At 71.9% G+C, this 17,736-nt stretch carries 15 protein-coding genes and 2 pseudogenes; 12 read left to right on the top strand and 5 right to left on the bottom strand.

What is annotated here, in order from left to right:
- Positions 1 to 49: 49 nt before the first annotated feature.
- Positions 50 to 874 (top strand): carbon-nitrogen hydrolase family protein, encoded by an 825-nt coding sequence (locus tag ACFV9W_RS06360; RefSeq protein ID WP_385756162.1) that lies wholly within the window; start codon positions 50 to 52, stop codon positions 872 to 874.
- A 39-nt stretch (positions 875 to 913) separates the two neighbouring features.
- Here ACFV9W_RS06360 and ACFV9W_RS06355 read toward each other — a convergent pair whose 3' ends face one another.
- Together ACFV9W_RS06355 and ACFV9W_RS06350 are read right to left on the bottom strand one after the other, a co-directional pair.
- Positions 914 to 1,543, bottom strand: a complete 630-nt coding sequence (locus ACFV9W_RS06355) for a GntR family transcriptional regulator (protein WP_385756161.1) — start codon at positions 1,541 to 1,543, stop codon at positions 914 to 916.
- Between the two features lie 90 nt (positions 1,544 to 1,633).
- Positions 1,634 to 1,975: pseudogene (locus ACFV9W_RS06350) on the bottom strand (sensor histidine kinase); the annotation flags it as partial.
- On the opposite strand from ACFV9W_RS06350, the pseudogene ACFV9W_RS06345 reads away from it, so the two are divergent.
- Positions 1,964 to 2,953, top strand: a pseudogene (locus ACFV9W_RS06345) (glycosyltransferase); the annotation flags it as partial. The pseudogenes ACFV9W_RS06350 and ACFV9W_RS06345 overlap by 12 nt on opposite strands.
- Positions 2,950 to 3,987: an SDR family NAD(P)-dependent oxidoreductase gene (locus tag ACFV9W_RS06340; protein ID WP_385756159.1), complete on the top strand. Its 1,038-nt coding sequence runs from the start codon at positions 2,950 to 2,952 to the stop codon at positions 3,985 to 3,987. The pseudogene ACFV9W_RS06345 and the gene ACFV9W_RS06340, both read left to right, overlap by 4 nt.
- Before the next feature lie 8 nt (positions 3,988 to 3,995).
- Here the strand turns inward: ACFV9W_RS06340 and ACFV9W_RS06335 are convergent, their stop codons facing one another.
- Positions 3,996 to 4,376, bottom strand: a complete 381-nt coding sequence (locus ACFV9W_RS06335) for a winged helix-turn-helix transcriptional regulator (protein WP_385756156.1) — start codon at positions 4,374 to 4,376, stop codon at positions 3,996 to 3,998.
- Positions 4,377 to 4,476: 100 nt separating this feature from the next.
- Between ACFV9W_RS06335 and ACFV9W_RS06330 the strand changes: the two genes are divergently transcribed.
- The 4 genes from ACFV9W_RS06330 to ACFV9W_RS06315 all read left to right on the top strand — a co-directional run bounded on the left by ACFV9W_RS06330 (position 4,477) and on the right by ACFV9W_RS06315 (position 7,768).
- The gene (locus ACFV9W_RS06330) at positions 4,477 to 5,394 is read left to right on the top strand and encodes an NAD(P)-dependent oxidoreductase (protein ID WP_385756155.1); all 918 of its coding nucleotides are present in this window, start codon (positions 4,477 to 4,479) and stop codon (positions 5,392 to 5,394) included.
- Complete coding sequence (locus tag ACFV9W_RS06325) at positions 5,391 to 6,278, top strand: NAD(P)-dependent oxidoreductase (RefSeq protein WP_385756154.1); 888 nt, start codon at positions 5,391 to 5,393, stop codon at positions 6,276 to 6,278. Before ACFV9W_RS06330 ends, ACFV9W_RS06325 begins: the two co-directional genes overlap by 4 nt.
- 128 nt (positions 6,279 to 6,406) lie before the next feature.
- Complete coding sequence (locus ACFV9W_RS06320) at positions 6,407 to 6,859, top strand: hypothetical protein (protein WP_385756153.1); 453 nt, start codon at positions 6,407 to 6,409, stop codon at positions 6,857 to 6,859.
- 102 nt (positions 6,860 to 6,961) lie between these two features.
- Entirely contained in the window at positions 6,962 to 7,768 is an 807-nt protein-coding gene (locus tag ACFV9W_RS06315; protein ID WP_385756151.1) for an alpha/beta fold hydrolase, read from the top strand.
- Positions 7,769 to 7,797: 29 nt separating this feature from the next.
- On the opposite strand, the gene ACFV9W_RS06310 is transcribed toward ACFV9W_RS06315, so the two are convergent.
- Entirely contained in the window at positions 7,798 to 8,196 is a 399-nt protein-coding gene (locus tag ACFV9W_RS06310) for a PPOX class F420-dependent oxidoreductase (RefSeq protein ID WP_385756149.1), read from the bottom strand.
- Positions 8,197 to 8,428: 232 nt separating this feature from the next.
- Between ACFV9W_RS06310 and ACFV9W_RS06305 the strand changes: the two genes are divergently transcribed.
- The 5 genes from ACFV9W_RS06305 to hutH all read left to right on the top strand — a co-directional run bounded on the left by ACFV9W_RS06305 (position 8,429) and on the right by hutH (position 16,740).
- Positions 8,429 to 8,890: a hypothetical protein gene (locus ACFV9W_RS06305; protein WP_385756147.1), complete on the top strand. Its 462-nt coding sequence runs from the start codon at positions 8,429 to 8,431 to the stop codon at positions 8,888 to 8,890.
- Between the two features lie 145 nt (positions 8,891 to 9,035).
- Positions 9,036 to 12,695 carry a S8 family serine peptidase gene (locus tag ACFV9W_RS06300; RefSeq protein ID WP_385756145.1) on the top strand — a complete coding sequence of 1,220 codons (3,660 nt, stop codon included), beginning with the start codon at positions 9,036 to 9,038 and terminating at the stop codon, positions 12,693 to 12,695.
- Positions 12,696 to 13,325: 630 nt separating this feature from the next.
- Entirely contained in the window at positions 13,326 to 13,592 is a 267-nt protein-coding gene (locus ACFV9W_RS06295) for a DUF3311 domain-containing protein (RefSeq protein ID WP_385756143.1), read from the top strand.
- Positions 13,589 to 15,085 (top strand): sodium:solute symporter, encoded by a 1,497-nt coding sequence (locus tag ACFV9W_RS06290; RefSeq protein ID WP_385756141.1) that lies wholly within the window; start codon positions 13,589 to 13,591, stop codon positions 15,083 to 15,085. Before ACFV9W_RS06295 ends, ACFV9W_RS06290 begins: the two co-directional genes overlap by 4 nt.
- The gene (gene hutH / locus ACFV9W_RS06285) at positions 15,082 to 16,740 is read left to right on the top strand and encodes a histidine ammonia-lyase (protein WP_385756139.1); all 1,659 of its coding nucleotides are present in this window, start codon (positions 15,082 to 15,084) and stop codon (positions 16,738 to 16,740) included. The genes ACFV9W_RS06290 and hutH overlap by 4 nt, the downstream gene beginning before the upstream one ends.
- Before the next feature lie 23 nt (positions 16,741 to 16,763).
- On the opposite strand, the gene ACFV9W_RS06280 is transcribed toward hutH, so the two are convergent.
- Positions 16,764 to 17,717, bottom strand: coding sequence for a PDR/VanB family oxidoreductase (locus ACFV9W_RS06280; protein ID WP_385756137.1), 954 nt, complete (start codon positions 17,715 to 17,717; stop codon positions 16,764 to 16,766).
- Positions 17,718 to 17,736: the final 19 nt, after the last annotated feature.

The following is a 17,736-nucleotide window of genomic DNA, read 5'->3' as shown; positions in this document are numbered from 1 at the left end:
ACCGTCACACCCGTCGCCGCACCTGTCGCCACACAAGGAGGGACACCTCATGCTGATCGCCCTGAGCCAGCTCACCACCGGGCCCGACCCGGCCAAGAACCTCGACCTCATCGAGGAGCAGGCGCGGCGCGCGGCCGACGCCGGCGCCCGCGTCGTCGTCCTGCCCGAAGCCGCGATGGCCTGCTTCGGCACGAAGCTCGCCCCGCTCGCCGAGCCGCTCGACGGGCCGTGGGCGAACCGTGTGCGCGAGATCGCGGAGGCGGCCGGGATCGTCGTCGTCGCCGGAATGTTCACCCCGGCCGAGGACGGGCGGGTCACCAACACCCTGCTCGCGACGGGCCCCGGCGTCGAGGCCACGTACGACAAGATCCACCTCTACGACGCCTTCGGCTTCGCGGAGTCCAAGGGGGTCGCCCCGGGCACACGGGTGGTCACCATCGACGTCGAAGGCGTCCGCCTCGGCCTCGCCACCTGCTACGACGTCCGCTTCCCCGAGCTCTTCCGGGCCCACGCCGACGCGGGCGCCGTCGGCACGCTGCTGCCCGCGTCCTGGGGCGCGGGCCCCGGCAAGCGCGAGCAGTGGGAACTCCTCGTACGGGCCCGGGCCCTTGACGCCACGGTGTGGGTCGCCGCGGTGGACCAGGCCGACCCGGCGGCGAGCGGCATCACCGTCTCGGGCACGGCGCCGACGGGCATCGGCCACAGCATGCTGGTCGGCCCGGACGGCACGGTGCGGGAGAGCCTCGGCGCCGAACCGGGCCTGATCGTCGCGGAGTTGGACGTTCCCGAGGTCGACCGGGTCCGCGAGAAGACCTCCGTACTGGCCAACCGCAGGCTGGGGCGCGAGGACGCGGGGATCACGTACCCGAAGTGACGGAGCCGGACCGGCGCGGTGACATCCGCGCCGGTCCGGTCAGCCCGCGAGCAGCACCTTCAGCGTCGACTCCAGATGGCTGTCGATCGCCGCGCTCACGGCCTCCGCGTCACCTGCCGCGAGCGCGTCCAGGATCATCTTGTGCTCGTCGATGACGGCCTTCTGCCGGCCGCTCTGGTTGTAGAGCGCCACGACGCCCGCGCGCACCTGGCGGCTGCGCAGCCCGTCGTAGTGCCGGTCGAGCAGGCCGTTGCCGACGGCCGAGACGATCGTCGCGTGGAAGCGGTGGTCGATGGCGATGAACTCCTTGGCGTCGTCGGGCCCGCTCAGGCCGCGCTGCCGATCGAGCAGTTCGCCCAGCTCCTCCAGTGGCACCCGGTCGGCCTTGATGACCTGCTCCGCCGCGTACCGCTCCACCATGCCGCGCAGTTCCATCAGCTCGGTGATCTGCCGCCCGGTCAGCCGGGACACGCGCGCGCCGCGCCGGGGCACCATCTCGACCAGGTCCTCGGCGGCGAGCAGCAGCAGGGCCTCACGGATCGGGGTGCGGGAGACGCCGATGCGGTCGGCGATCTCCTGCTCGGAGAGGAACTCGCCCTGCATCTCCGGGTCGGTGAGCACCGTCCCCTTGAGGTAGGCGTACGCCTTCTCCCGGCCGGACGTCCCCATGTGAGCTCCCGTGGTCCGTGGACCGTGTGTCCTGGATATGAATCGCATACAACTTGTATACGGAAGTTACCACGGGGTGGATCCCGCACGTCACGAATTGTGCGCGACCGTCAGCCGGAACTGGGCGCCGCCGCCCGGCGCCGGTTCGGCGACCAGCTCGGCGTGGTGGGCGAGCGCGATCTGGCGGGCCATCGCGAGGCCGAGGCCCGAGCCCGGCAGGGCGCGGGCACTGCGGGCCCGGTAGAAGCGGTCGAAGACGTACGGCAGGTCCTGTTCCGAGATGCCGGGGCCGTGGTCGCGGACGGTCAGCTCCAGGGTCGCGGAGGCCGCGGTGAGGGTGACCTCGACGGGGCGTCCTGGCGGGCTGAACTTGGCCGCGTTGTCCAGCAGGCTCGACAGCAGCCGAGCGAGCCGGGCGGGCACACCGTCGACATGATCCCCTTCGATCCGTCGCTCGGCGCCCGGCGGTTCCTGCTGCCCGCCGCGCTGATCAAGTCCGGCACCCAGGCCAAATCGGTGCTGCGGGCACAGCGGGCCCAGGTCGCGGTCGGCATGGGCGGCTACCCGAGCGCCCCCGTGATCGTCGGGGCGCGGATGGCCGGGCTGCCCAGCGTCATCCACGAGTCCAACGCGGTGCCCGGGCGGGCCAACCGCTTCGCCGCGCTGCTCACCGACCAGATCACGCTCGCCTTCGAGGAGAGCCGGGCGCATCTGTCCGGCAGCGGGCACGCCGACGTGGTGGGCATGCCCATCGCCTCCGAACTGGCCGCCCTCGACCGGCCACGGCTGCGGGGCGAGGCCCGGCGCGCGCTGGGGGTGCCCGCACACGGACGGCTCCTGCTCGTCAACGGCGGCAGCCTCGGCGCCGTCCGGCTCACCACGGCCGCCGTTGACCTCGCCCGGCGCTGGCGCGACCGTACCGGCGTCCACCTCCTGATCAAGACCGGGCCCGCCACCCTGGACGAGGTCCGCGGGCGGCTCGCCGAGACCGGCGGCGACCGGGTCGCGACCGCCGTGCCCTACCTCGACCGCATGGACCTGGCGTACGCGGCCGCCGACCTGGCCGTCTGCCGCGCCGGGTCCGCGACCGTCGCCGAACTCGCGGCCACCCGCACCCCCGCAGTCCTGGTGCCCTACCCCTACGCGCCCGGCGACCACCAGACCCACAACGCGCGGGTCCTCACCGACGTCGGCGCGGGGCTCCTGCTGCCCGACGCGGAGACGGACGCCGACCGCCTGGCCGCCCTCGTCGAGCCACTGCTCGCCGAACCGGCCCGCCTCGCGGCCATGTCGACGGCGGCCCACCCCGGACGGCACGGACAGGCCGCCGATCTGTTGGCCGCCCACGTCCTGCGCCTGGCGGGCCGCCCCCTCACCCACACCACACACCACACGGAGATCGCCATATGACCGCCAACACCCACGCCCACGCCACCGCCGCTGCCGCCGACTTCGACTGGACCGGCCGCACCGTCCTCGTCACCGGGGCCGAAGGGTTCATCGGCTCCACCCTCGTCGACCTCCTCGTCGCCCGAGGGGCCAAGGTCCGTGCCTTCGTCCACTACAAGCCGTACGGCGAAAAGGGCAACCTCGCCCCCTACCTCGGCGCCACCGGCGGCCCCGTCGAGATGATCGCCGGTGACGTACGGGACGCGGGCCGGGTCATGGACGCCGTCGAGGGCTGCGACACCGTCTTCCACCTCGCCGCGCTCATCGGCATCCCCTACAGCTACGACTCGCCGGGCGCGTACGTGCAGACCAACGTCGTCGGCACCGAGAACGTCGCCGAGGCCTGCCGCCGCCACCAGGTGCGCCGCATGGTGCACACCTCCACCAGTGAGGTCTACGGCACCGCGCTCACCGCCCCGATCAGCGAGACGCACCCGCTCCAGCCGCAGTCCCCGTACTCGGCCTCGAAGATCGGCGCGGACATGATGGCCCTGTCGCACTGGCACGCCTTCGAGCTGCCGGTGACGGTGGTGCGCCCCTTCAACACCTACGGCCCCCGGCAGTCGGCCCGCGCCGTCATCCCCACCATCCTCGCCCAACTGCACGCCGGGCGGCGCCAGATCAAGCTCGGCTCCCTCACCCCGACCCGCGACTTCACCTACGTCGCCGACACCGCCCGCGGCTTCCTGGCCCTGGCCGCCTGCGACGCGGCCCTCGGCCACAGCGTCAACCTCGGCACCGGCCAGGAGATCTCCATCGGGGACCTCGCCAAGGCCCTGATCAACGCCTCCGGCAGGGACGCCGAGGTCGTCGTCGACCGGGGCCGGCTGCGGCCCTCGGGCAGCGAGGTGCACCGCCTGCTCTCCGACAACTCCCGCGCCCGCGACTGGGCGGGCTGGGAGCCGGAGGTCCCGCTGGAGGAGGGCCTGCGCCGCACCTCCGACTGGGTCGCGGAGCACCCGCACCTGTTCGCGGCGGACCGCTACCAGGTCTGACGGCCGGGTCAGGAGGCGGTGGACACCGGGGCGTCGGGGGCCACCACGACATCGAGGTGGTCCTCGCGGATCCGGCCGAGGCCCCACTCACCCAGCGGCCGCAACGCCTCGTTGAGCGCCGCGCCCGACTCCGTCAGCGAGTACTCCACCTTCGGTGGCACTTCCGCGTAGACCGTGCGGCGCACGAGGCCGTCCTCTTCCATCTGGCGCAGGTGCTGGGTCAGCATCTTCTCGCTCACCCCATGGAGCGCGCGGCGCAGTTCGGAGAAGCGCCGGACGCCGTGCGCGTGCAGTTCCCACAGGACGAGGCCCTTCCACTTTCCGCTGACGACGTCGAGAGCGGCGTCGATGCCGCAGATGTAGGGGCCGTTGCGGGGTGCCTTCGCCATGACCTGGAGTCTCCCGTCTCTCCTGGCTTACCCAAAGGTAAGTACCGCAGTAAATAGTGGGTACTTACGCGACGATACAGGCTCGCGCAGCATGGTCGTCGTGTCCGAACCCAACAGAAACCCAGCCCAGTTGACCGACGTCAGCGTGCTCGGCCTCGGCGCCATGGGCAGCGCGCTCGCGAGCGCGCTGCTCGACGCCGGCCGTTCCGTGACCGTCTGGAACCGAACCCCGGGCCGCGCCCCGGGCCTTCAGGCCCGCCTCGCGGGCACGGCCCGCGAGGCCGTGACGGCGAGCCCGCTCGTCGTCGCCTGCCTGCTCACATACGAATCGGTCCGCGACACCCTCGGCCCGGTCGCCGACGAGCTGCGCGGCCGCACCCTCGTCAACGTCACGACCACCACACCGAACGAGTCCCGCCAACTCGCCGCCTGGGCCGCCGAGTTCGGAGTCACCTACCTCGACGGCGCCATCATGGCCGTACCCGCCATGATCGGAACCCGCGAGGGCCAGATCTTCTACAGCGGCTCGCGTGCGGCCTACGACGCCGTCCTGCCGATCCTCGATGTCTGGGCCACGAGCGAGTTCCACGGCGAGGACGCCGGCCGGGCCTCGCTGGTGGACCTGGCGATGCTGTCGGGGATGTACCAGATGTTCCAGGGCTTCCTGCACGGTGCGGCGATGGTCGCCACCATGGGCATGAGCGCGTCCGAATTCGCCGCCCGGCAGGCCCCGTTCCTGTCCGCCATGACCGACGGGTTCGCCGGGTTCGCCGAGGTCGTCGACGGGGGCGACTACACCGTCCCCGGCCAGCAGAGCCTGGACTTCTCCGACCTGTCGCACCTCGTACGGGCCAGCGAGGAACAGGGCGTCGACCCCGCCCCGATCGCCGCCGTCCAGAAGCCGATCGCCCAGCAGATCGCGGCGGGCCACGGCCGGGAAGGGTTCGCGCGGATCTACGAGAGCCTGCGCGCCGCCCACCCCGCCACCACCCGCCCCGAGGAAGGAACCGCAGCATGAGCGCCACCCCCGTCACCCTGATCGGCCTCGGCCCGATGGGCCAGGCCATGGTCCGTACGCTGCTCAAGGCCGGCCACCCCGTCACCGTCTGGAACCGCACCGCGGCCCGGGCCGAGGGTCTCGTCGCCGAAGGCGCCACCCTGGCCGCCTCGCCCGCCGAAGCGGTCGCCGCGAGCGAACTCGTCGTCCTCAGCCTCACCGACTACCAGGCGATGTACGACATCCTCGGCGACTCGACCGACGCACTGGCGGGCCGCACCCTCGTCAACCTGAGCTCGGACACCCCCGACCGCGCCCGCGAGGCCGCGGCCTGGGCGGCGTCGCACGGAGCGGCCTTCCTGACCGGCGGCGTGATGGTGCCCGCGGAGATGGTGGGCACCGAGGCGGCGTACGTGTACTACAGCGGCCCGTCCGAGGTCTTCGAGGCGCACCGCCCGGCGCTGGCCCGGATCGGGACTCCGCGCCCGCTCGGCGAGGACGCCGGTCTGGCGCAGCTGATGTACCTGGCCCACCTCGACGTGTTCCTGACGAGCCTGTCGGCCCTCATGCACGCCACCGCGCTCCTCGGCTCGGCCGGTGTCTCCGCGACGGAGGCGGTCCCGGAACTGTTGCCGACGCTCGCCGACATCCCGGCCATGCTCCGGGCCGGCGGGGACGTCGGCGCGCAGATCGACGCCGGCGAGCACCCGGGCCACCTGAGCACGGCGACCATGATGGGCGCGACGGCGGACCACATCGCCGCCGCCAGCGCCACCGCGGGCATCGACCTCACGCTCCCGCGCGCCGTCCAGGCGCACTACCTCCGCGCGATCGCCGACGGCCACGGGAAGGAGAACTGGACGCGGATCATCGACGGAATCCGCAGGCCCCGGGCGAACGGGTAGCCGTCGGCGAGGGCCGGGGGCGCCGCAACGGAATCCGAACCACCACGGCGCCCCGCCCGCGCCGGGCGGCCCGCCCAGGGCGTCGCCGCCCGATCGGGGGACCGCACCCGTGCGGCATGATCGTGTCCATGAGACATCCACGTCCGGCGAGTACCGAGGCCGCTGTGACGGCGGTGCGCGAGGTCGCCGGGGAGTACCACCGCGAGTTGTCCGTGACCGACGACATCGGCGCCGACCAGACGTCCCGCCGCACCTCGGCGGGGGCCTTCGTGGTGCTCGACCCGGACGGCGCGCTGCCGCACGAGGCGCACATCGAGCTCGGGGGATCGCCGTCCGTGTCCGTCCGGATCTTTCCGGAGGAAGACGCCAGAATCACCGTCGAGAACGTCGGCTTCGAGGACGTCCCCCGCGACGCCGTCCCGGCGTTCCTGCGATCCGTCTACGGCGGCCTGGCGTACGTGAAGCGGAGGATGTTCCCGCCCGCCCTGTGGCTGATCGTTCCGCTGTCCGGTGACGACACGTACAAAGAGCTGATCCTGCCGAACGCGCTCAGCCCGTGGCTCTCCCGCAACGTCCGGTAACGGTAAGGCACGTCCTCCGGGCGGCGATGAGTTTGCCGCCCGGCCGCGGTCCCCACCTGTGTCGCCGCGCCCGCGGACGACCGCCCAGGGGAAGGACGACCCGTGACCACCACCCGTACCCTCGATGTCCCCGGTGGACGACTGCGCTACGAGATCCGTGGCACCGGACCGCTGCTGCTGCTCATGGGGGCGCCGATGGACGCCGAGGCCTTCGGGCCCCTGGCCGACGCGCTCGCGAGCGACCACACGGTCGTCACCCATGACCCCCGGGGCATCTCGGGCAGCACCCTCGACGACCCCGAGCAGGACTCCACGCCCGAACTGCGGGCGGACGACGTCGCCGCGCTCCTCGACGCTCTCGACGAGGACTCCGCCGACCTGCTGGGCAGCAGCGGCGGAGCGGTCACGGGGCTCGCGCTCCTCGCACGGCACCCCGGGCGGGTGCGCACGCTCGTCGCACACGAGCCTCCGCTCCTCGAACTGCTCCCCGACGCCGCGGAGCAGCGCGCGGCGGTCGAGGCCATCGTCGCGACGTTCCACCGCGAGGGCGTGGGCGCGGCCTGGGGCCAGTTCATGGCCAACGCCGGGTTCGACGTCGGCGAGGACGCGCCCGGCCCGCCGCCCGGGGAGCCGTCGGAGCAGGACCTCGCCAACAGCGCCCGCTTCTTCGCCCACGAGATGCTGGACACCAGCCTCTACGTGCCCGACATCGCCGCACTGGCATCCGGCCGCTCCCGCGTCGTCATCGGCATCGGTGCCACCTCGGGAGGCCTGGTCACGGCCCGGACCTCCAGGGCGCTTGCCGAACGCATCGGGACGACACCGGTCGAATTCCCCGGCGACCACGGCGGATTCACCGAACAGCCCAAGGAGTTCGCCGAGCGGCTGCGGGAGGTACTGAGGCCCTAGCCAAACTTCGGACGACGGGGCCCGCGCGTCTAGAAGTTGACCTCGATGCCGATCACGGGGTGCCTGCGGTGGCGTCCCGAGACCGCGGAGTACCAGTCGCCCATGCGCGCCATCACGTACTTGCCGCGCAGCAGCGCCCCGGCCTTTTTCGTCCCGGCCTCGTCCAGTACGCGGCCGGTTCCCGTGGCCCGTACGGCGTCCGGCGCGACGCGCCCGCGAACATCGCAGACGGCGACCTCGGCCCGGGAGTCGCGCCGCAGCCGCTTGACCTTCCAGGCGTCGGCCGCGCTGCGCACATAGAGCCGGTCACCGTCCATGGCATGCCAGACCGCGGTGGCCCTGGGCGTGCCGTCCTTGCGGTACGTGGTGAGGCTGACGTAGCGGGCGCGCTGGAGCGCGGCGAGTGTGCCGGGGTCGAGTGAGGTCACAGGGGGACGGTACCGGGAGGCGACCGTCCCTTCGCGTCGCCCCCGGCGTGCCGGGAGTTCACCGAGCGGCGACTGTCATGTCACGAACGTGTCCTGAAGACGATCAAGAAGCAACTGAGGGAACCCGCACCCCTGTCTGACGAGGCGGAACGCAACACCGGCGGACACCCGCCCGGTTCACCCGCCCGCCGCTCCTCCCCAGGAGCGCCGGCCCCACGCGAAGGACAGCAGCATGCGCACTCGGAAGATCTCGGCACTGACCCTGACCGCTGTGGCCCTCGGCCTGTCGCTGACGGCGTGCAACGGCAGCGGCGGCGACGACAACGCGTCCTCCAGCGCCTCGTCCTCCAGCGCCTCGTCCTCCGCGAGCGGGACGTCGACGGCCACCAGTACGCCGGAGGCCGATGCGGCGAGGGGCGCGTCGTCGGGCACCCCCGCCGCGTCCGACGCGAAGTGCACGGACCAGATCGACTACGCGGGCGACCCCCGCTCCAACGCCGAGATCAACTCCATCGGCGCTGACACCGGCACGTGCCCCACGCCCCAGAAGTCCGACAAGCCCTCGGGCACCCCGAAGGACCCGGGCACGAAGTGCACGGACCAGATCAACTACGCGGGCGACCCGCGCCCCAACGCCGAGATCAACTCCATCGGCGAGAACACGGGCTACTGCCCGCCCGTCAAGCAGCAGTGAGACGCCGCGTGACGCGTGGCGGATAGGCGCCGTGGCGCCAATCCGCCACCGCAAGACAAGTGCCTCGCCCCTCACGGTAGTTGACACTTTTCCCAGCTCTCGGAGCGCACCCCCGCACCCGATGGTTCCAAGGGAAGAGGCAACGATGACCAGACGTACCGCGCGACGCGGCGCGGCCCTGCTGTCGGCCGGCCTGGCGTTCGCGCTGCTGCCGGGCGGCGGGGCACACGCCGCCGCGGACGAGGCGAGACCGCAGCCCACCAAGACCGCCCGCGCCGCCCACACCGTGACGCTGGTGACCGGCGACAAGGTGACCGTGACGGACATCGGTGGCGGGCAGCGCACCGTCGACGTCAAACGCCCCGAGGGAACCACGGGACTCGTCCGTACGCAGGTCACCGACAGTGCGATACGCGTCGTTCCGGAGGAGGCCGCCCCCTACCTCGCCTCGGGCAAGCTCGACGCCCGGCTGTTCGACGTGAGCGGGCTCATCGAGCAGGGCCTCGCGGACACCAAGTCCGACGCCACCCCGCTCATCGTCACCTACGGCGGCCGAAGCGCACGCGACGACGCCGCCACCCCCAAGGGCGCCGACCGCACCCGCAAGCTCGGCAGCATCGGCGGCGCGGCCCTCGACGCCGGCAAGGGACGCACCTTCTGGAACGACCTCACCACCAAGGGCGGTTACACCGACGGCATCGGCAAGGTGTGGCTCGACGGCCGCGTCAAGGGCGACATGGCGGAGTCCAACGCCCAGATCGGCACCCCGAAGGCCTGGGACGCCGGACTCACCGGCAAGGGCGTGAAGGTCGCCGTCCTCGACACCGGGTACGACACCAGCCACCCCGACCTCGCGTCCCGCGTGAGCGAATCGAAGTCCTTCATCGCCGGGCAGGAGGTCGCCGACCGCAACGGCCACGGCACCCACGTCGGTTCCACCGTCGGCGGTTCCGGCGCCGCGTCCGACGGCAAGGAGAAGGGCGTCGCGCCCGACGCCACGCTCGCCGTCGGCAAGGTCCTCTCCGACGAGGGGTACGGCACCGAGTCCGAGATCATCGCCGGCATGGAGTGGGCGGCCAAGGACATCAAGGCCGAGGTCGTCTCCATGAGCCTCGGCTCCGACACCGGCAGCGACGGCACCGACCCGATGGCGCAGGCCGTCAACTCCCTCACCGAGGACACCGGCGCGCTCTTCGTCATCGCCGCGGGCAACGCCTACGCCCCCGGCACCATCGGTTCGCCCGGCGCCGCCGACTCGGCGCTCACCGTCGGCGCGGTCGACGCGGGCGACGAGCGGGCCTCGTTCTCCAGCCAGGGTCCGCGCCTCGGCGACGACGGCCTCAAGCCCGACCTCTCCGCCCCGGGCGTGGACATCCTCGCGGCCCGCTCCTCGCTGACCGAAGGGTCCGGCAGCTACACCACCATGAGTGGTACGTCGATGGCGACACCGCACGTCGCCGGTGTCGCCGCCCTCCTCGCGCAGGCCCACCCCGACTGGACGGCCGCGCAGCTCAAGGACGCGCTGATGTCGTCGTCGAAGCGGCTCGACGACTCCGCGTACGCCATCGGCTCAGGACGGGTCTCCGTGCCCGACGCGATCGCCGCGAAGGTCAACGCGACGGGCAGCACCGACCTCGGCTCCTACCGCTGGCCGTACGACAGCAACAAGCCGGTCACCAAGACCGTCACCTACTCCAACTCCTCCGACAACGCTGTCGAGTTGGACCTGGCCGTGCAGGGAGCCGCCGACGGCGTCGCGACGCTCGCCGACTCCAAGCTGACCGTCCCCGCGCACGGCACCGCCTCGACCACCGTCACCGGCGACGGATCGAAGGCCTCCGTCGGCACCAACAGCGGGCGGATCGTGGCCAGTTCGGGCGGCCAGGCCGTCGCGCACACCGCCTTCGGCCTGGTCAAGGAGGAGGAGCGGTACACGCTCACCGTCCACGTCAAGGACCGGGACGGCAAGCCCGCCGCAGCCAACCTCATGTACCAGCAGCTCGCCAAGGGCACTCTGCCGCAGCCGGCCACGGTCGACGCGTCCGGCACGGTCAAGCTGCGCCTGAAGCCCGGGACGTACTACCTGGATACGTTCCTCGACGTGCGCGGAGCCCACGGCAAGGACTCCCTCGGCACGGCCTATCTGGCCGACCCCGAGGTGAAGGTCGACAGGGACCGTGAGATCACGCTCGACGGCACCGAACTGCGCGAGGTCGCGACACGTGTCTCGAAGAACACCGACCCGCACCAGACACTCGTGCAGTACGACCGCAAGGCGGGCGGCACCGACGTGTTCGGCATGGCGCTGCTCCCGATCAAGTACGACACGCTGTACGCCCTGCCCACCCGCCCGGTGAGCGAGGGCAGTTACGCCTACCGCACCACCTGGCGCGAGGCCCAGCCGCGCATCACCGTCGACGGCGTCGACGAGGTGTGGGAGCAGCCCGGCTCCACCCTCCTCCCGGGGCGGCGCAGACTCGCCCTGGTGAACGCGGGCGCGGGTGCCCCCGGCGACTACGCGGGCAAGGACGCGACCGGCAAGGGCGTCCTCGTGCGCATCGACGGCACCCGGACCCCGGCCCAGATCGCCCAGGCCGCCCAGGACGCGGGCGCCAAGGCGCTGTTCCTCACGGACGACAGCCCCGGCCGCCTCAACACCCTGTTCTACAACGACGACAACACCGAACGCCCGCTGCAGATCGCGAGCGTCACCAACGCCGACTTCGCCCGGCTGCTCGCCCAGCAGCAGCGCGGCGAGCGCGTCACGATGGCGGGCGTCGACAACCCCGCGTACTCCTACGACCTGTCGAAGGGCTACAAGGGCGCGATTCCGGACCGGAGCCTGCTGTTCGCGCCGGGCTCCAAGGACCTCGCCACCGTCGACACCACCTTCTACGGTGCGAAGAAGGCCGAGGGCAGCGAGTTCCGCCACTCCGTCGACCCGTCCTTCCCGGTCGCGGGCGGCTTCCAGGAGCGGTACGACTTCCCGGGGCACCGCACCGACTACGTGTCCGTCGAGCCGGACCAGAAGTGGCACGAGTCGGTGAACGTCGGTTCCCTGGAGGAGCGCAGCGGCCTGGTGTCCTACCGGCCGGGCAAGCGCACCGAGTTGAACTGGTTCAAGCCGGTCTGGCACCCCTACGGTGGCAGCGGTCTCGGCTGGGGCCAGGAGCGGCGCGGCGACATGCTCCGCTTCAACATCCCCGGCTGGGGCGACTCAGGACCCGACCACACCGGCTTCGGCGACCCGTACAGCTCCGAATCGGGCATGACGCAGACCACCGAGGCCTTTGTGAACGGTGAGAGCGCCGGCCGACGCACGGGCAGCGCCACCCAGTTCAGCGTCAGTGACGGCTCCGTGCAGCCGTTCAGGCTCGTCACCGACACGGCGCTCGACCCGAGCGTGTGGGGCCTCGGCACCACCTCGCACAGCGAGTGGACGTTCCGCTCGGGCACGACGCCGGACGACCGGTACACGTTCCTGCCGCTGATCAATCTCAACTACGACATCGGCACCGACCTCGCCGGGAGGATCGAGGCGGGCAAGCGGCTGCCGGTCGGCCTGTCCGCCGAGTACGTCAAGGGCGCGGCCGGCACCGGCGCCATCGGCGGCGGCACCCTGAAGGTGTCCTACGACGACGGAAAGACCTGGAAGTCCGTGTCCCTCACCGGATCCGGCGCCTCCTGGAAGGGCACGCTGAACGTTCCGAAGGGCGCCGCGTCGCTCTCGCTGCGGGCGAGCGCGAAGGACGACAAGGGCGGCACGGTGTCGCAGGAGATCGTCCGGGCGGCGGCCGTGAAGTAGCCGCGAGGCAGAGGGGGAGAGGCGGCTCGGCGCGCGGCAACTGCGTGCCGGGCCGCCGTCGTTCGTATGTGACGCGAAGGGCGGGAAGATCCGGCGATCCTGACGGTGTCTCAAGATCGCACATGGAATTTGCCCTTGAGGTAAAACTTGCATGTGACGTACCATTTTTGAAGCGGTCGCCCTGTGTACCGCTCGGCCCCATGCCCCCGGGCCAGGTGACACATGATCGAGCCGGTCAGAGCCGCTTCGCCGACACGGCGGCTTTGGCCCTCCGCCGCTGACGCGGCCCGTGGGGCGGGTTTTCCGCACGCTCCCGGACCGCGGCACGCCGTGCGGAGTTCGCGAGGCGCGCGCGAAGGGGAGCCGCGCGCCTCATTGGTGGTCCTCGCCGACGTTCCCGGTGATTCCCGGCGGGGGCCACCTCAGCTGTCCTCCGACGCCGCCCGCCCGTCGTGCCACGACGCCGCGGCGTTCCCGCCGGGACCGCGTTCCTGCACCGTGAGAATCCGCCATTGCCAAGATCGATTCATCGGGCAAGCATTCCCCCCGCGCGCCCGCCCGGTGGCCCGATGACCTGGCCCTCCGGACGGGCCCCATCCATGGCCCGTCCGTCCGGAGGGAGCACGTCCCGTGTCACGCCGCTGGATCCTCTGTCTGCTCAGCGCCGTCCCGGTCGCCGGGTCGTTGATCGTCGTCAACACCGAGCAGCCCTACGTCCTCGGGCTGCCGATGGTGGTGTTCTGGGCCGCCCTGTGGGTGGTGCTCACCACCGTCTTCATGGCGGCCGTCTACTGGCTCGACCCCGCCAACCGCGAACCCGATGAACTCCCCGACGAACACGCCGAGTTCCAGGATTCCGCGACCCCGGGCGCCACCGCCGAAGGAGCCGCCCGATGAACGTCGCCCTCGCCATCCTCGGCGGCGCATTCGTCCTCGTGCTCGTCCTCGGGCTGCTCGCCCGGCGCGGTCGCACCATGGACCTCGAACAGTGGTCCGTCGGCGGGCGCGGGCTCGGCAGCCTCCTCGTCTTCCTCCTCGCCGCCGGCGAGAACTTCACCACGTACACCTTCCTCGGTGGCAGTGGCGGCGCCTACTCGATGGGCGGGCCGATGATCTACATGTTCTCGTCGATCTGCTACGTCGTCTTCTACTGGCTCGCCCCGCCGATCTGGGCGTACGCCCGCCGCCACAAGCTGCTCACCGCCCCGGACCTGTACGCCCACAAGTACCGCTCGAAGGGCTTCGGTGTGCTCACCGCCGTCGTCGGCGTGGTGTCCCTCGTGCCGTATCTCGTGCTGCAGCTCAAGGGGCTCGGCATCATCGTCTACGAGTGCTCCTACGGCCGGATCTCCCAGGGCGCCGCCGTGTGGATCGGTGTCGCCGTCATCGCCGTGTACGTCACCGTGTCCGGGCTGCGCGGCACCGCCTGGAACGCGGTCATCAAGGACACGCTGATGCTGGTCCTCGTCGTCGGGCTCGGCCTGTATCTGCCGATCCACTACTACGGCGGACTCGGTGACATGTTCCACGCGCTGTCCGCCGCCCACCCGCACTTCCTGACACTGCCGGACCACGGGTACAGCGTGTGGTGGTACATCTCCACCAGCCTGCTGTTCGCCCTCGGCATCTGTACGTGGCCGCACATGATGCCCGGCATCCTGGCCGCTCGCAGCGCGAAGGCGCTGCGCCGCAACGCCGTCATCACACCCGCGTACCAGATCGTGCTGGTCATGGTGCTCGTCATCGGGTTCACCGCGGTGCTCAAGGTGCCTGGTCTCAAGGACGGGGACCTCGCGCTGCTCTCGCTCGCCAAGGACGCGCTGCCGCCGTGGCTGGTCGGGCTCGTCGGGGTCGCGGGCATGCTCGCCGCGCTCGTCCCGGGCGCCATGCTGTTGCAGTCCGCCGCGATGCTGGTCGCGAAGAACATCTACCAGACGGCCCGCCCCGCCACGAGCGAGCGGACCGTGGGACGGCTCAGCCGACTCCTGGTACCGGTGCTCGCACTGGTCGCCGCCGTGCTCACCTTCCGCGGCGGCGAGGCCATCGCGATGCTGCTGATCATGGCGTACGGGTTCGTGGTCCAGCTCTTCCCGGTGCTCGTGGCGTCGATGTGGCGGCGCAACCCCGTCACCACCGCAGGCGCCTGGGCAGGTGTCTGCACCGGTGTCGCCATCGTCAGCTGGACGACGCTCACCGATGCCACCACCGCGAGCCTGCTGCCGTGGGCGCCGCGGCCGGTGCAGGACCTCGACGTGGGTGTCGTCGCCATGGTCGCCAACATCCTCGTACTCGCCGTCGTCAGTGCCGCCACCCGGCACCGCGCCGGACACCGGGACGACACCCGCCCCGCCACCACAGCCACCACCGTCCCGGAAGGAGCCGCCCTGTGACCACCACGGACGCGATCGACCCCCTCGTCCTCGGCGACCGGCCGCTCACCCTCGACGACCTCGTCGCCGTCGCCCGCCACCACCGCCCCGTCGCACTCGGCGCGGCGGCCGAGAAGGCCATGGGGCCGAGCGCCGCGTGGATCGCGCGGCTCACCGACGACATGGCCGAGGGCGCGGCCGCACGCCCCGTCTACAGCGTCAACACCGGCTTCGGCTCGCTCGCCGGACGGCAGGCCTTCGAGGCCCCCGAGGACGCCGTCGAACTGTCCCGCCGGCTCATCGTCTCCAACGCCTGCGGCGTCGGCCGGTACTGTGGCGAGGACATCGTCCGCGCCACCATGCTGATCCGCGCCTCCAGCCTGGCCCGCGGCTACTCGGGGGTGCGCCCCGACGTCGTGCACACCCTGCTCGCCATGCTCAACTCCGGTGTCCACCCGGCGATCCCCGAGTACGGCTCCCTCGGCGCAAGCGGCGACCTCATCCCGCTCGCCCACCTCGCCCTCGCGCTCAGCCGCCCCGCCGGAGACACCGACCCGGAGGAGGACAGCGGACTCGCCCACCACGAGGGGCAGTTGCTGAGCGGGCGTGCCGCCATGGCCGCCGCGGGCATCGAGCGGCTCGCCCTCGGCGCCAAGGAGGGCCTCGCCCTCACCAACGGCACCTCCTACTCCACCGCGCTCTGCGCCCTCGCCCTCGCCGACGCGGAGAACCTCCTCGCCACCGCCGAGGTGACCGCCGCGATGAGCATCGAGGCACTGCTCGGCTTCGGCGACGCCTTCCTGTCGCAGCTGCACGAGGCCCGCGGCCACCCCGGGCAGATCGCCACGGCGGCCCGGCTGCGCGAACTCCTCGACGGCAGCGCCTTCGTCGACGGCGCCGCCGACACCGATCCCGTACGCCAGCCGCCCCAGGACGCGTACTCGCTGCGGTGCGTGCCCCAGGTGCTCGGCCCCGTGCGGGACACCCTCGGCTTCGTCCACGGCATCGTCGAGACGGAACTCAACGCCGCCACCGACAACCCGCTCGTCGTGCCGGGCCTGCCGCGTGACCTCAAGGCCGTCTCCGGCGGCAACTTCCACGCCCAGTACCTGGCGTTCGCCTCGGACTTCCTGTCCATCGCCGTCACCGAGATCGGCTCGATCGCCGAGCGCCGCCTCTTCCGGCTCAACGACGGCACCCTCAACCGCGGCCTTCCCGACATGCTCGTCGACGGCGAGAAGGTGGGCATGGACTGCGGCTACATGCTGCCGCAGTACCTGGCCGCCGCCCTGGTGTCCGACTGCAAGACACTCGCGCACCCCGACAGCGTCGACTCCATCCCGACCTGCTCCAACCAGGAGGACCATGTCTCGATGGCGTCCAACGCGGGGCGGCACGCCCGCCAGATCGTCGCCAACATCGAAGCGGTCGTCGCCACCGAGCTGCTGATGGCCGGTCAGGCCCTGGAACTGCGCCTCGCCGAGCAGGGGAGGGGCCCGGACGCCCTCGCCCCGGCCACCCGCGCCGCCCTCGACCGGCTGCGCGCCGCACCGGCCACCGACGGACGGCCGATCGACCACCTGACCCGTGACGTGGTCCTCTACCCGAGGGTGCACGCGGCGATCGACCTCGTCAGGACCGGGGCGGTCGTGGCCGCGGTCGCGCAAGTGGGCTGATCCGTACGGGGGTTGCCCGGGCCTCACACGTCGAGGACCAGACGATCTCCCCGGCACCGCGACACGCAGATCATCATGACGTCCCCCGCGGCCCGCTCCTCCTCGCTCAGGAGCTGGTCGCGGTGGTCGGGAACGCCTTCGAGCACGGGTGTCTCGCACGTCCCGCACACACCCTCCCGGCACGAGGTGAGCGTGCGCACCCCGGCCCGCGTCAGGGCGTCGACGACGGACTGCCCGGCGGCCACCGGGATCTCCTGCCCGTCGGCGGTCTCCACCGTGAACGGCCGGTCGTCGCAGGGTGCCCGGTCCTCCGGCGCCGCGGCGAACCGCTCGAGTGTCAGCCGCGTCCCGGGGCGGGCATCCGTGTACTCCCGCACCGCAGCGAGCAGCCCGGCCGGGCCGCACGCGTACACACGGGCCCGCGCCGCACCCACGCCGTCCAGCTCCGCGACCAGGTCCGCGACGCCCGAGACATCATCGCGGTGCAGGCGCACCCGGTCGCCGTACCGTGCGAGCTCCCCGGTGAACGCCATGCTCTCCGCACTGCGCCCCAGATACAGCAACTGCCAGCCCAGGCCCGCCCGTTCGGCCTCCGCGAGCATCGGCAGGATCGGGGTGATGCCGATGCCACCCGCGACGAACACGAATCGTGGCGCGTCGAGGTCGAGGGCGAAGTTGTTGCGGGGCGCGCTCACCAGCAGGGTGTCACCCGCCTCCACCCGGTCGTGCAGATACGCGGAACCGCCCCGGCCCTCGGGCTCCCGCAGCACGGCGATGCGCCACCCGGACTCCTCGGGCCCGGCGGACAGCGAATACTGCCGGACCAGATCCCGGGACAGGACGACATCGATGTGCGCGCCGGGCGTCCACGCGGGCAGCGACCCGCCCTCGCGCGCGGCGAGCACCAGGGAGCGCACCCCCGCGGCCTCGGAGCGTGTCTCCTTCACGGTCACCGTCAGGTAGTCCTGCGTAGGCATGCTGCACCCTCCATGGCGT

Source organism: Streptomyces sp. NPDC059897 (assembly GCF_042730865.1).
Classification (GTDB): Bacteria; Actinomycetota; Actinomycetes; order Streptomycetales; family Streptomycetaceae; genus Streptomyces.
This window is presented reverse-complemented; position numbering and strand designations above follow the sequence as displayed.

Coding starts and splice junctions, on each gene's coding strand:
- ACFV9W_RS06335 (WP_385756156.1), bottom strand. CDS start 4,376: ATGGCGAAGGCACCCCGCAACGGCCCCTACATCTGCGGCATCGACGCC.
- ACFV9W_RS06320 (WP_385756153.1), top strand. CDS start 6,407: ATGAGACATCCACGTCCGGCGAGTACCGAGGCCGCTGTGACGGCGGTG.
- ACFV9W_RS06355 (WP_385756161.1), bottom strand. CDS start 1,543: ATGGGGACGTCCGGCCGGGAGAAGGCGTACGCCTACCTCAAGGGGACG.
- ACFV9W_RS06300 (WP_385756145.1), top strand. CDS start 9,036: ATGACCAGACGTACCGCGCGACGCGGCGCGGCCCTGCTGTCGGCCGGC.
- ACFV9W_RS06360 (WP_385756162.1), top strand. CDS start 50: ATGCTGATCGCCCTGAGCCAGCTCACCACCGGGCCCGACCCGGCCAAG.
- ACFV9W_RS06340 (WP_385756159.1), top strand. CDS start 2,950: ATGACCGCCAACACCCACGCCCACGCCACCGCCGCTGCCGCCGACTTC.
- ACFV9W_RS06305 (WP_385756147.1), top strand. CDS start 8,429: ATGCGCACTCGGAAGATCTCGGCACTGACCCTGACCGCTGTGGCCCTC.
- ACFV9W_RS06290 (WP_385756141.1), top strand. CDS start 13,589: ATGAACGTCGCCCTCGCCATCCTCGGCGGCGCATTCGTCCTCGTGCTC.
- ACFV9W_RS06280 (WP_385756137.1), bottom strand. CDS start 17,717: ATGCCTACGCAGGACTACCTGACGGTGACCGTGAAGGAGACACGCTCC.
- ACFV9W_RS06325 (WP_385756154.1), top strand. CDS start 5,391: ATGAGCGCCACCCCCGTCACCCTGATCGGCCTCGGCCCGATGGGCCAG.